This is a genomic window from Streptomyces sp. NPDC005483 (assembly GCF_040606035.1).
Taxonomy (GTDB): Bacteria; Actinomycetota; Actinomycetes; order Streptomycetales; family Streptomycetaceae; genus Streptomyces.
The window spans coordinates 96,004-108,683 of the sequence record NZ_JBEXEA010000003.1; the positions used below are offsets into that span (position 1 = coordinate 96,004).

Below are 12,680 nucleotides of genomic sequence, written 5' to 3' on the forward strand. Positions count from 1 at the left end.
GCGCCCCCCGGGTACGCCCCCGGTCCCGGCGCGACCCCTCGGAGACGAAGGCGCCCGGGACAGCCGGCACCGCGCCCCGAGACAGGCGACCCCGACCACCCCCGCAACCCGAGAGCGGGCGCATCGCGCTCACAGCACTCATGCTCCCTCCATCGCCTCGTCCCGCGCGCCCCGGGTGCGGCCCTTGGCCCGGCGGGTTCCCTCGGGGGCGGAGTCACCGGGGATGGTGAGCGCTGCCGCGCAGGCCGCGAGGGCGATGGCGCCCGCCATGGCGAAGGCCAGCAGGTAGCCGTGCAGGGTGGGCATGGGCGTGCCGCCGACGAGGCTGGTGTGGTGGACCAGGACCGCCGCGACCGCAGCGCTGGAGGTGGCCTGGCCGATGGTGCGCATCAGGACGTTGACGCCGTTGGCGGAGGCCGTCTGCTCGGCCGGGACGGCGCGCAGGATCAGGGTGGGCAGGGCCGAGTAGGCGAGGGTGGTGCCGGTGGCCACCACGGTCGCGCCCACGATGACCATCCACAGATCGCGGCTGTCCGCGATACGTACGGCGTAGCCGCAGGCGATGACCGCGGCGCCGAGGGCGAGTGTGATGCGCGGGCCGCGGGACGCGGAGATCCGGGCCGACAGAGGCGAGAACAGGAGCATGGTCACGCCGCCCGGCAGCAGGCACAGGCCGGTGGCCACGATCGACAGGCCGAGTCCGTAGCCGGTGGCCTTCGGCGCCTGGACCAGCTGGGCCGTCACCAGGGAGTTGGCGTAGAACGCGAAGCCGGTGAGCAGGGCGGCCACGTGGGACAGGCCCACCCGCGGGCGGGTGACGAGCCGCAGGTCGACCAGGGGCTGCTCGGTGCGCAGTTGGCGCCACCACCACAGGGTCAGGACGGCGACGGACACCAGGAACAAGCCCAGCACCCGGGGGCTGCCCCAGCCCCACTGCCCGCCCTGGGACACCCCGAGCAGCAGGCTGACCAGGCCCACGGCCAGTCCCAGGGCGCCCGGCACGTCGAAGCGGCCCGGCTGGCGCACCGTCGATTCGCGCACCGCCCACGACACGGCCGTGACCCCGAGGGCGCCGAGGGCGCTGGTCATCCAGAACATGGTGTGCCAGTCGGCGTACTGGACGACCATGGCGGCCAGCGGCAGGCCGAGCGCGGCGCCGATGCCGACCGTGGAGCTCATCATCGCGACCGCGGAACCCCGGCGCTCGGGCGGCAGTTCGTCACGCAGGATGCTGATCGACAGCGGCACCACGGAGGCGGCGGCCCCCTGCAGGGCGCGGGCCGTGATGAGCACGGTGATGTCGGACGACAGGGCGCACATCACCGAGCCGGCCGTCATCAGGACCAGGGACGCCGTCAGCACCTTGCGCTTGCCGTACATGTCGCCGGCGCGGCCGAGCACCGGGGTGAGGACCGCTCCGGCCAGCAGGGTCGCCGTGACCATCCAGGACACGGCGCCGGGCGAGGAGTGGGTCAGACGGGGCAGGTCCGGCAGCAGGGGGACGACCACGGTCTGCATGACGGCCATGAGCGTGCCGCACATCGCCAGCACCGGCACGGTGAGCCGGGTCCGCAGACTTCCGCGTGGCGGGGATATCGGGCCCTGCTGATCCATCGGTGCTCCGGATTCACTACGGAAAACGGTGGGTGAATGACAATTCACTTTAGCGGTGAATCGCCATTCACCCAACAGCTTCCGAGGCCCGGGGGCTACTTGCGCGAAGCCAGCTCCCGCGCGTGCACACCGCGCGCCACCTTCGGCCCGAGCCAGCGCTTGAACCTGCGCAGCGCCTCAAGACGCCCGGCGGCCTTGTCGATCCGGTAGTACAGCTGGGGTGGGACATAGGGCAGCAGTGGCGAGTGGCGCTGGCCGAGCAGGGCGAACATCTGCTCCGGGGGCAGGTCGATGTAGCGCGGCAGGTTCTCGTACCACTGAGCGCTGTAGCGGGCCGCGCTCTGGACGGAGAGCAGCTCCGACTTGCGCTGCCGCTCGTAGCGGGCGAGGGCCTGCGGAAGCCCGGTGTGCGTGTGCAGGGCGCCGGCCAGGGCGATGGCGTCCTCCAGGGCGAGGGTGGTGCCGGCGCCGATGGAGTAGTGGGTGGTGTGGGCGGCGTCGCCGAGGAGGACGAGGTTGCCGTTGTGCCAGGTGCGGTTGGTGAGGGTGCGGAAGTTCAGCCACTGGGCGCTGCCCGAACCGGTGGAGCGGCCGATCAGCGGGTGGCCGTCGAGGATGTCCGCGAACAGCTTCTCCAGCAGGACAAGTCCGTCGGCCTCGTCGGCGCCGTCGAGGCCGAGGCCGGTCCAGGTCCGCGGTGCGCACTCGACGACTACGGTGCTGCGCTCGGGGCTGAAGGCGTAGCCGTAGCACCAGATCCAGCCGTGGTCGGTCTCGACGAAGGCGAAGGTGAAGGAGTCGAAGACCTTGCTGGTGCCGAGCCAGATGTAGCGGTTGCGGCCCTCTTCGGTCGCGGCGCCGAAGTGCTCGGCGTGCCCGGTCCGCAGGGCGCTGCGCACGCCGTCGGCGGCCACGACGAGGTCGGCCGCGGGAAGGTTTTTCTCGGTGATCTCGTGCTCGAACTCCAGCCGCACACCCAGGGAACGGGCCCGGGCGGCGAGGATCTCCAGCAGGCGGTGGCGGCCGATGCCGAAGCCCTCGTCGCTGGGGCGCCGGGTGACCAGGTCGCGCACCCGGGCCTCGCCCTCGTGCCAGGTGACCGAGGCGTCCTCGATGGCGCGGGCCGACTCGGGATCGTGGGCGTGGAGTTTGTCGAGCAGTCCGCGCCAGTAGGTGACGCCCCAGCCGTAGGTCGAGCCCTCCGGGTCGCGCTCGTGGACAGTGATGTCGTGGGACGGGTCCTGCCGTTTCAGCAGGATCGAGAGATACAGGCCGGCGGGCCCGCCGCCGACGCAGGCGACCTTCACACGCACCCCTAGAAATTACCCAAAGCTGTCAATTGGCAACGCAGAGTAGCAGCCGGAGTGCGGGGCCTCGCTTCACATCAGGTCACCTTCCGCGCGTGAGACGGGCCACGGCCAGCACGTCCACCCGCAAAGGATCATCGGATTCGCGGCCGGCGCGAGAAGGAATTCCTCCGTCCGGGTTCCGGAAAGCCCTCTCTACAGCAAGATCATCTTTGTTCAACGCTGTACGACATGTGGGCAATTGTCTGGATCAGAGCCAACCGGTCACGAGCGATTTCTCCCCCTCCGGGCACGGCGGATAGGCATGCGGAGTCCGTCGACTCAGGAGGCACACCGCATGCCGGAACTCACCCGCCGTACCGCGCTCACCGCGACGGCCGCCCTCGCCGCAGGGGCCGTCGCCGCCCCGCGCGCCTCAGCCGAGGAGCACCACCACGGGTCACCGGAGCCCTTCGACGAGGTCTACAAAGGCCGCCGGATACAGGGCAGGTCCGCCGGCGGCCACCACGGCGGCTACCGGGTGACGGTCGACGGCGTGGAGCTGCACGTGATGCGCAACGCCGACGGCAGCTGGATCAGCGTCGTCAGCCACTACGACCCGGTGCCCGCCCCGCGTGCCGCCGCGCGGGCCGCCGTCGACGAGCTCCAGGGCGCACAGCTGCTGCCGTTCCCCGCCAACTGACCGCCCCGTACGTCTCTTTGGAGCATCCGCACATGACCGTCCGGAAGAACCAGGCAACCCTGACCGCCGACGAGAAACGGCGGTTCGTCGCCGCCGTCCTGGAGCTGAAGCGCAGCGGCCGCTACGACGCGTTCGTCACCACGCACAACGGTTTCATCATGGCCGACACCGACAACGGCGAGCGCACCGGCCACCGTTCGCCCTCCTTCCTGCCCTGGCACCGCAGATTCCTGCTCGACTTCGAGCGCGCCCTCCAGTCGGTGGACGCCTCGGTGGCACTGCCCTACTGGGACTGGAGCACCGACCGCACCCCGCGTGCCTCACTGTGGGGACCCGACTTCCTCGGTGGCACCGGGCGCGGCCGGGACGGGCGGGTGATGGACGGCCCGTTCGCCGCGGACAGCGGCAACTGGCCGGTCACCGTGCGGGTCGACGGCCGTACGTATCTGCGCCGCTCGCTCGGGAGCGGCGTACGGGAGTTGCCGACCCCGGGCGAGGTGGAGTCGGTGCTGTCCATGGCGACGTACGACATGGCTCCCTGGAACAGCGCGTCGGACGGTTTCCGCAACCATCTGGAGGGCTGGCGCGGGGTCAACCTGCACAACCGCGTCCATGTCTGGGTGGGCGGGCAGATGGCGACCGGGGTCTCCCCCAACGATCCGGTGTTCTGGCTCCACCACGCCTACGTGGACAAGCTGTGGGCCCGGTGGCAGCGGCGGCATCCGGACTCCCGCTACGTCCCGCCGGCCGGGACGCCCGAGGTCGTCGATCTCGACGAGACCATGAAGCCGTGGAACGACGTACGCCCCGCGGATCTGCTGGACCACACCCGTCACTACACCTTCGACACCGAATAGGAGTCGTCTCGCGCCGGTTTGCTCTGCGGGCCACGCGGTACTCGCGCCGCACACACCGAGAAGACGAAGGAGGGATTCACCCGTGTCGCAGGTCGAGGAGTCCATCGAGGTCGGCGTGCCGGTGCACACCGCCTACAACCAGTGGACACAGTTCGAGACGTTCCCCGAGTTCATGAGCGGGGTCGAGCGCATCGAACAGCGTACCGACACGCTCACGCACTGGGTGACCAACGTCAACGGGGTGCACAGGGAGTTCGACGCGGAGATCACCGAGCAGATCCCGGACGAGCGGGTCGCGTGGACCACGATCGCCGGCGAGGCCAAGCAGGCCGGCGCGGTGACCTTCCACCGGCTCGACGAGGGCCACACCAAGGTGATGCTGCAGATGGACTTCCATCCGGACAGCATCACCGAGAAGGTGGGCGACAAGCTCGGGTTCGTGAAGCGGCAGACCAAGGGCGACCTGGAGCGCTTCAAGACGTTCATCGAGGAGCGCGGTCAGGAGACCGGCGAGTGGCGCGGGGCGGTCATCTGACCGACGCGCCCGGACCGGTCGCTAACCGGCCGTTTCCGTACGGCACTCCGGGTGCCCCCAGCCCTGGGCGTTCTTCGCGATCGGCTCGCCCGCCGCGTAGGGACGTCCGCACAGACACCGGCCGGGGAACTTGGCCTTGATCGTACGGGAAGACGAACCACCGCTCCGCTTGGGCGACTTGGCCCGGGCGGGGCGGTCGGTCTTTTTCGGGGTGTCCGGCGACGGCGGCGGCTGCGGGGAACCCAGTTCGCTGCTCGCGGGCTCCTGGACGATCGCCGCCTGGCTGGCCGCGCGGTCGGCGAAGTCGTTGAGCGGGTCACCGTCGACCTGGTGGGCGGGCACGTAACGGAACTCGACCGTGCGCCCGTCGAGCAGTTCGTCGATGCGCACGACGAGGTCCTGGTTGGCGACCGGCTTGCCCGCGGAGGTCTTCCAGCCGTTGCGCTTCCAGCCGGGCAGCCAGGTGGTGACGGCCTTCATGGCGTACTGGGAGTCCATCCGGATCTCCAGCGGCACATCCGGGTCGGTGGCGGCGAGCAGCCGCTCCAGTGCGGTGAGTTCGGCGACGTTGTTGGTGGCCTTGCCGAGCGGGCCGGCCTCCCAGCGGTCCGGCGTCTCCGACTCGTCCGCGATGACCCAGGCCCAGGCCGCGGGTCCAGGATTTCCCTTCGAAGCCCCGTCGCACGCGGCCACCAGTCGTTCACGCATGCGCTCGATCATGCCATGAGCGGACGGGCGCCCGTTCACCCCACCGCGACGACCGGGGCCACGGCCTGGCGGACCTCCTCGCCACCGGGTGCCTTGTCCTCCACGTGGGCGAAGAGCAGGTGCGTTGCCCCACGCCTACGGCGGCCGGGACCACCCCGGTTCGCGCTCGGCGACGAGACAGCCGGCCACCATCGCCGTGGCCTCCGCCGGCGCCGCAGAGCGATCGTCCCGAAGAGGTCGGTCAGAGCGGTGGCGAGGTCGCCGACGACGTTGGTGGCCGCGGTCGCAGGTCCGGCAGCGCTGAACCGGGTGCCGTGTCCTCCACGTCGGCGAGGAGCAGCTGCGGGCCCCGAACAGCCTGGGGCGAGCATGCCTACGCCGACGCCGGCCGGGACCACCCCGGTTCGCGCTCTGCGGCGAGGTCGCCGACGACGGCAGCGCTGCCCGGCGTGCCGTCCGACCGGACGCCTACGCGCCTCTGTCTCGCGGCGTCCACGGACAGGCGGCCTGGGAGGCTCGATCTAGGGCACGTCGGAGATCTGGGGCATGTCGCCCTGAGTGGTCGTCACGTCGATGACCGAGAAACTCGCGCCCTGCGGGTCGCTGAGGGCCGCGAACCGGCCGAAAGGCGAGTCCATCGGCCCGAACCGCAGGACGGCGCCCAGCTTGGTGGCGCGGGCCACGGCGTCGTCGCAGTCGGGGACCGTGAAGTAGACGTTGATGTACGCCGGCACCTCAGGCGGGAAGTCGTCGGTCATCTTCATACGGCCGAGGACGGTGTCGTCGCCGAGGTTGAACATGCGGAAGTCGATGGCGTCGTCCTGCATCTGCTTGGCGCTGTAGCCGAAGACGGCGGGGAAGAACGCGTCGGACTTCTCGGGATCACGGGTGTAGATCTCGGCCCAGCAGTACGCGCCGGCCTGCCCGGGCCGCGCCTCGAAACCCTCGTGGGTGCCGCCCTGCCACACGCCGAAGACGACGCCGCTCGGGTCGCGCCCCAGGCACATCGTGCCGAAGTCGCCGACCTGCATCGGCTCCATGAGCACGTCGCCGCCGTTGTCACGGATCTTGCCGGCGGTGGCTGCCGCGTCCGGCGACGCGAGGTACAGGCACCACTGCGAGTGGCCCTCCTGACCGGACATCGGCGGCACGACCGCGGCGACGGCCTTGCCGTCCACGTAGGCCTGCGTGTAGTTGCCGTACTCCGACGACGACTCGCCGAAGGTCCAGCCGAGGACGTCGCCGTAGAAGCTCTTCGCTCCCTCGACGTCGCTGAACATCGCATCGGCCCAACAGGGGGTTCCCTCAGGTTGTACGGCCATGATCGCGGCCTTTCCCGAATCGGTGGTCGGTTCGTCTCCACACGCTAGCCACGCGTGCGCCCCACCGCGCGCCGAACGGACGATTCCGCTCCATCCGGGCAGAAGGGGCACTCCCGACCAGGGGGCCTCGGCGGTCTCGCGGCGACCGAACCATGCCGCGCGTCTTCCCCCCTGGGACCGGCTGTGCTTGCCTGGGGAACCGTTTTTCGGCGACCGGGGCGGGAGTCGCGCATGCGGAAACCGTGGATCGTGGGGTTATTGACCGCAGTCCTGCTGCTCGGTGCCTGCACCGACCCGTCGGACGGGCCGGAGACGGCTCCACCGACCCCCGACGTCTCCCGTGCGGCCACGACACACCAGCGCGCCCAGACCTCCCCGAGCGCCTCCCCGGCCGTCGTCGCCCCGCATGTGCTGTATCTCGGCGACTCGCTGGCCATGGAGGCCCAGCAGGTCCTCGGTCAGGAGCTGCGCCGCGACCTGCGCGCGACCTACACGAGCGCCCCGTACTCGGGGACCACACCGTGCGACTACCTGGAGGGCACCGGGAAGAAGTCGCTGGTACCCGACCGGGACAAGGCGGCGGCACTGGTCCGGTCGTTGCACCCGGACGTCGTGGTGCTGCAGTTCTGGGGCAACGCGTGGTACTACACGTGGTGCATGGACGGGATCAGTCATGCGACCTCGCCGCAGAAGTACTTCAGCAGGTACCGGGCGGACCTGAAAAGGCTGACCGGCCAGATCGCGGCGGCGGGCGGTGCACGGCGGCCGCGGATCGTGTGGGTGGCACAGGGCCCGGACCCGATCACCCCCGACCGGGTCCGGCGCGTGAACGAGCTGTACGAGGAGCAGGCCGCCGCCTCGGGCGACGTCGTCGCCGACGCGGGCGCGACGGTGGCACCCGCCGGATCCCGCTACACCTGGGTGCAGTACCTGCCGTGCACCGCCTACGAACACGAGCATCACGACTACTGCACCCAGCCGGACCGCGACCGCACCGCCCTGCACCTCGACAAGGACTATCTGCACTTCTGTCTGGCGCCCACGACGGCCACGCCCAGGCCGTGCCCGGTCCGCTCCCCCGGAATCCTGCGGATCGCCCGGGAGATCACGCGGGTGGTCGGTTCGTCCTGAGGAGCACGTGGTCCCGGGGCCCTCACTCGCCCGCGTAGGCCTTGTCCAGGGCGGCGAGGTCGAACTTGCTCATCGCCATGAACGCCTTCATCACCCGAGCCGACTTCGCGGGGTCCGGGTCGGTGACCATGGCCTGGAGCCGGTCCGGCACCACCTGCCAGGACAGGCCGTACCGGTCCTTGAGCCAGCCGCAGGGACCGGGCTCACCGCCGCCCTCGGTGAGCTTGCTCCAGTAGTAGTCGATCTCCTCCTGGTTCTCGCAGAAGACCATGAAGGAGACCGCCTCGGTGAACTTGAACTCGGGGCCGCCGTTCAGCGCGAGGAACCGGTGGCCGTTCGCCGTGAACTCGACGGTCAGCACACTGCCGGCGGGCTGGGGCGCGCCCTCGGGATAACGGGCGACCTCGCCGATGCTCGAGTTCTTGAAGACGGAGACGTAGAAGTGGGCGGCGTCCTCCGCCTGCCCGTCGAACCAGAGACACGTGGTGAAACCGTCGGTGGCCATGCCTACCTCCTGAGCGTGGAAACGCTGTCGTGTGTGTCGACCGATCCTCGCCACGGAACTCATCGGTCGGACGGCCGATTGATCCAGGTGGCCGATACACCCGTGCGAACTAGCATCCGGGCATGACGTCTGCGCCCCCAGAGCACACGGACCTCGTCCGGCCCTTCCGCCTCGACATTCCGCAGAGCGACCTCGACGGCCTGCACGACCGGCTCGACCGCACCCGCTGGCCCGACGACCTCTCGGCCACGGGCTGGGCGTACGGCGTACCGGCCGGGTATCTGCGCGAGCTGGCGCACCACTGGCGGCACACCTACGACTGGCGCGCGGCCGAGGCCCGGCTGAACGAGTGGCTGCAGTTCACGACCGTCATCGACGGGACCACCGTGCACTTCGCCCACATCCGCTCCCCCGAGCCGGATGCCACCCCGCTGGTCATCACACACGGCTGGCCGGGCTCGATCGTCGAATTCCTGGACGTGGTGGGCCCGTTGACCGATCCGGCGGCCCACGGCGGCGACCCGGCCGACGCCTTCCATGTCGTCGTACCGAGCATCCCCGGATTCGGGCTGTCGGGGCCGCCCGCGGACACGGGCTGGGAGGCGGGCCGGATCGCCGACGCGTGGGCCGAGCTGATGACGCGGCTCGGCTACGACCGGTTCGGCGCCCAGGGCGGGGACTGGGGCTCGGCGATCTCCCGGGAGCTGGGCCGCGCCCATCCCGAGCGGATCATCGGCGTCCACCTCAACCTGCTGCCGGGTGCACAGGCCACCCGTGAACCGACCGAGGAGGAGCTCGCCGCGCTCGGGCCAGAGGAGCGGGAGCGGGCCGTCGAGTCGTGGCGCCGGTGGAGCGCCTGGTCGGGCGAGGGCACCGGGTACGCCGTGCTGCACTCGACCCGGCCGCAGACCCTGGCCTACGCGCTCACCGACTCGCCGGTCGGCCAACTCGCCTGGATCGTGGAGAAGTTCCAGGAGTGGACCGACTCCGCCGAACTGCCCGAGGAGGCCGTCGACCGGGACCGGCTGCTGACCAACGTGATGCTGTACTGGCTGACCGGGACGGCGGGTTCGGCCGCCCGAATCTACTACGAGCGGGCGCATGCCACGGGCGGGCGGGCGGCCCGGCCCACCGAACCGTCGACCGCGCCGACCGCTCTCGCCGTCTTCCCGGCGGAGATCCAGCTCCCGCTGCGGCACAAGGCGGAACGCACCGACAACATCGTGCGCTGGACCGAGTTCGACCGGGGCGGCCACTTCGCGGCGATGGAGGAACCGGACCTGCTGGTGGACGACGTGCGGGCGTTCTTCCGGCAACTCCGCGCGGAGGGCTGAGCAACCGGCCGGGTCCCGCTCTGCCGGTGGCGAATCTGCCACCGGCAGAGAAACCGCTTCGGGGCGTCGTCCGAGGTCAACAGTGGAGTCGACGGCATCCCCTACGACCACGAGGACAGCCCATGACTTCCATCCGGGCCGAGGAGGGCGACACCCCTCCCACCCGCTTCGACGACCAACTGGCCGCCCAGCTCCTCGCCCAGCGCATCGTGCTGCTGGGCACCCAGGTCGACGAGGTGTCCGCCAACCGGGTCTGCTCCCAGCTGCTGGTCCTGTCCGCGGAGGACCCGCGCACCGACATCAGCCTGTACATCAACAGCCCGGGCGGCTCCGTGTATGCGGGCCTCGCCATCTACGACACGATGCGGCTGATCCCCAACGACGTGTCGACACTCGCCATGGGATTCGCGGCCAGCATGGGCCAGTTCCTGCTCTGCGGCGGCACCCACGGCAAGCGGTACGCCCTGCCGAACGCGCGGATCATGATGCACCAGGGGTCCGCGGGCATCGGCGGGACCACCGCCGACATCGAGATCCAGGCGGAGAACCTGGACCACAGCAAGCAGACGATGGAGCGGCTCCTCGCCGAGAACACGGGCCAGACGCCGGAGACCATCGCGCACGACGGCGACCGCGACCGCTGGTTCACGGCCGAGGAGGCCAGGCAGTACGGCATGGTGGACCGGGTCCTGGAGTCCCTCGCGGACGTCCGCCCGGCCGCCTCCAGGCAACGGATGGGGCTGTGACATGGCGAACTACACGATTCCCTACGTCGTCGAGCGCACCGCGCACGGCGAGCGCTCCTCCGACGTGTTCAGCCGCCTGCTCTCCGAGCGGATCATCTTCCTGGGCACCGAAATCGACGACGGGGTGGCCAACGTGGTGATCGCGCAGCTCCTGCATCTGGAGTCGGCGGCGCCGGAGAACGAGATCTCGATCTACATCAACTCCCCCGGCGGCTCGTTCACCTCACTGATGGCGATCTACGACACGATGACCTACGTGCAGGCGCCGATCTCGACCCTCTGTGTGGGGCAGGCCGCCTCCACCGCGGCCGTCCTGCTGGCCGGAGGGGATCCCGGGCGACGGCTCGTGCTGGAGCACGCGCGCGTGCTGCTCGGCCAGCCCGCCTCCGGTGGCAGCCGCGGGGCGATCTCCGATCTCGCCCTGCAGGCCAAGGAGATGGTCCGCATCCGCTCCCAGGTCGAGGAGGTACTGGCCCGCCACACCCACCACGACATCGCGACCCTGCGCGCGGACATGGACCGCGACAAGGTGTTCACCGCACAGGAGGCGGTGGCCTACGGGCTGGCCGACGAGGTGGTGAGCCGGCGCCTGGTGACGGTCTGAGGCGCCGGCCGCGCCCCTCAGGCCGCCAGGCACATCCCGTTGTACGGCGATCCCGGCACCGCGCGACGGCTGCGCGCGGAGTGCCGGGTGAGTTCGCCCTGGGCCAGGGAGAGGAGATCACCGAGGCCGAGACCGAGGGCCTGGGCGGCGGCCGCGAGGACCTCCGAGGACGCCTCCTTGCGGCCGCGCTCGACCTCGGAGAGGTAGGGCATCGAGATCCGGGCCGCGTCGGCCACGTCCTTGAGCGTGCGCTCCTGGGCGAGGCGCTCACGGCGCAGGACGTCTCCGACGAGGTCACGCCACAGGGGTTCCCTTGTCTCCCTGGCGGCGGGATTTCCCGGCGGTGTCGGGGCGGGGCGTTCGGACACCGGGCGGACGGACCCCGGGCGCGCGGACTGCGGGCGCAGGGGGATCACGCGGGCTTGGTTCGGCGCTTCGTTGCTCACCGGATCAGCCTAAATTCCATGGCCGCCATGGGAAGGGTCCGGCATTCTGCCCTGGGTGGAATCGACGACGGGAAGGTGCGGGCCCGGTGCTGCGCGACACGTTCAACGAAGCGGCGGAGCTGTACGACAGGGCTCGTCCGAGTTATCCACCTGCGCTGGTCGGGGAGTTGGCCCGGGTGGCGTGCCTCGGACCTGAGAGCCGGGTCCTGGAGATAGGTCCCGGCACCGGCCAGCTCACCCACGCTCTGGCCGGGTTCGGCTGCCACATCACCGCGGTGGAGCTGGGCGACGCGATGGCCTCGGTGGCCCGGCGGCGGCTCGCCGGGTTTCCCCGGGTCGACGTGCGGCACGCGGAGTTCGAGCGCTGGCCGCTGCCGGCGGCACCCTTCGACCTGGTCGCCTGCGCCACCGCCTTCCACTGGATCGACCCGGCCGTCCGAGTGGAGAAGGCGGCGGACGCGCTCCGGGTCGGAGGACGCCTCGCGGTCGTCGTCACCCACCATGTGGCGGGCGGCACGACCGACTTCTTCGCCCGGGCCCAGGACTGCTACGAACGCTGGGATCCGGCCACACCGCCCGGGCTGCGGCTCCGGCCGTCCTCCGAGATCCCCTCGGACCTGGAGGAGTTCCGGAACTGTCCGCGCCTCGGCGACGTCACGGTGACCCGGTTCGAACAGGACATCCCCCACACCGCCGACCAGTACATCGACGTACTCCTCACCTATTCGGGTCATCGGGCCCTCGACAGCACCCGCCGCGAGGGCCTGCTGGCCTGTGTCCGGGACCTGATCGAGTCCGGCCACGGCGGCCGCGTCACCAAGCGCTACCTGCACGAACTGATCATCGCGACCCGCGTCACCCCCTGAGGAACGACGATTTCGCGCCACCT

The 12,680-nt window shown here is 70.6% G+C and carries 14 protein-coding genes; 8 read left to right on the forward strand and 6 right to left on the reverse strand.

Annotated features, from left to right (window positions below; all coding sequences use genetic code 11):
- Positions 1–138 precede the first annotated feature (138 nt).
- Together ABZT06_RS06550 and ABZT06_RS06555 are read right to left on the reverse strand one after the other, a co-directional pair.
- Positions 139–1,614 (reverse strand): MFS transporter, encoded by a 1,476-nt coding sequence (locus ABZT06_RS06550; protein WP_355735811.1) that lies wholly within the window; start codon positions 1,612–1,614, stop codon positions 139–141.
- A gap of 95 nt (positions 1,615–1,709) precedes the next feature.
- Positions 1,710–2,927, reverse strand: coding sequence for an FAD-dependent monooxygenase (locus ABZT06_RS06555; protein ID WP_355735813.1), 1,218 nt, complete (start codon positions 2,925–2,927; stop codon positions 1,710–1,712).
- A 331-nt stretch (positions 2,928–3,258) separates the two neighbouring features.
- Between ABZT06_RS06555 and ABZT06_RS06560 the strand changes: the two genes are divergently transcribed.
- The 3 genes from ABZT06_RS06560 to ABZT06_RS06570 all read left to right on the forward strand — a co-directional run bounded on the left by ABZT06_RS06560 (position 3,259) and on the right by ABZT06_RS06570 (position 4,995).
- The gene (locus ABZT06_RS06560) at positions 3,259–3,603 is read left to right on the forward strand and encodes a tyrosinase cofactor (protein ID WP_355735816.1); all 345 of its coding nucleotides are present in this window, start codon (positions 3,259–3,261) and stop codon (positions 3,601–3,603) included.
- A gap of 32 nt (positions 3,604–3,635) precedes the next feature.
- Positions 3,636–4,460 (forward strand): tyrosinase family protein, encoded by an 825-nt coding sequence (locus ABZT06_RS06565; RefSeq protein ID WP_355735819.1) that lies wholly within the window; start codon positions 3,636–3,638, stop codon positions 4,458–4,460.
- 82 nt (positions 4,461–4,542) lie between these two features.
- Complete coding sequence (locus ABZT06_RS06570) at positions 4,543–4,995, forward strand: SRPBCC family protein (protein WP_007379788.1); 453 nt, start codon at positions 4,543–4,545, stop codon at positions 4,993–4,995.
- A gap of 21 nt (positions 4,996–5,016) precedes the next feature.
- Here the strand turns inward: ABZT06_RS06570 and ABZT06_RS06575 are convergent, their stop codons facing one another.
- Together ABZT06_RS06575 and ABZT06_RS06580 are read right to left on the reverse strand one after the other, a co-directional pair.
- On the reverse strand, positions 5,017–5,715 hold the full coding sequence (locus ABZT06_RS06575; protein WP_355735823.1) for a ribonuclease H: 699 nt from the start codon (positions 5,713–5,715) through the stop codon (positions 5,017–5,019).
- Between the two features lie 509 nt (positions 5,716–6,224).
- Positions 6,225–7,025, reverse strand: coding sequence for a VOC family protein (locus ABZT06_RS06580; protein ID WP_355735826.1), 801 nt, complete (start codon positions 7,023–7,025; stop codon positions 6,225–6,227).
- Between the two features lie 231 nt (positions 7,026–7,256).
- Between ABZT06_RS06580 and ABZT06_RS06585 the strand changes: the two genes are divergently transcribed.
- On the forward strand, positions 7,257–8,156 hold the full coding sequence (locus ABZT06_RS06585; protein WP_355735829.1) for an SGNH/GDSL hydrolase family protein: 900 nt from the start codon (positions 7,257–7,259) through the stop codon (positions 8,154–8,156).
- A 22-nt stretch (positions 8,157–8,178) separates the two neighbouring features.
- Here ABZT06_RS06585 and ABZT06_RS06590 read toward each other — a convergent pair whose 3' ends face one another.
- On the reverse strand, positions 8,179–8,661 hold the full coding sequence (locus ABZT06_RS06590) for a VOC family protein (RefSeq protein WP_355735831.1): 483 nt from the start codon (positions 8,659–8,661) through the stop codon (positions 8,179–8,181).
- Positions 8,662–8,783: 122 nt separating this feature from the next.
- Between ABZT06_RS06590 and ABZT06_RS06595 the strand changes: the two genes are divergently transcribed.
- The 3 genes from ABZT06_RS06595 to ABZT06_RS06605 all read left to right on the forward strand — a co-directional run bounded on the left by ABZT06_RS06595 (position 8,784) and on the right by ABZT06_RS06605 (position 11,345).
- Entirely contained in the window at positions 8,784–9,995 is a 1,212-nt protein-coding gene (locus ABZT06_RS06595; protein WP_355735834.1) for an epoxide hydrolase family protein, read from the forward strand.
- Between the two features lie 122 nt (positions 9,996–10,117).
- Positions 10,118–10,741, forward strand: a complete 624-nt coding sequence (locus ABZT06_RS06600) for an ATP-dependent Clp protease proteolytic subunit (RefSeq protein WP_355735837.1) — start codon at positions 10,118–10,120, stop codon at positions 10,739–10,741.
- Between the two features lies 1 nt (position 10,742).
- A complete protein-coding gene (locus ABZT06_RS06605) occupies positions 10,743–11,345 on the forward strand; it encodes an ATP-dependent Clp protease proteolytic subunit (protein ID WP_355735839.1) in 603 nt (200 codons plus the stop codon).
- A 17-nt stretch (positions 11,346–11,362) separates the two neighbouring features.
- Here ABZT06_RS06605 and ABZT06_RS06610 read toward each other — a convergent pair whose 3' ends face one another.
- Positions 11,363–11,791, reverse strand: a complete 429-nt coding sequence (locus tag ABZT06_RS06610) for a helix-turn-helix transcriptional regulator (protein ID WP_355735841.1) — start codon at positions 11,789–11,791, stop codon at positions 11,363–11,365.
- Between the two features lie 86 nt (positions 11,792–11,877).
- On the opposite strand from ABZT06_RS06610, the gene ABZT06_RS06615 reads away from it, so the two are divergent.
- The gene (locus tag ABZT06_RS06615; protein WP_355735844.1) at positions 11,878–12,657 is read left to right on the forward strand and encodes a class I SAM-dependent methyltransferase; all 780 of its coding nucleotides are present in this window, start codon (positions 11,878–11,880) and stop codon (positions 12,655–12,657) included.
- Positions 12,658–12,680 lie beyond the last annotated feature (23 nt).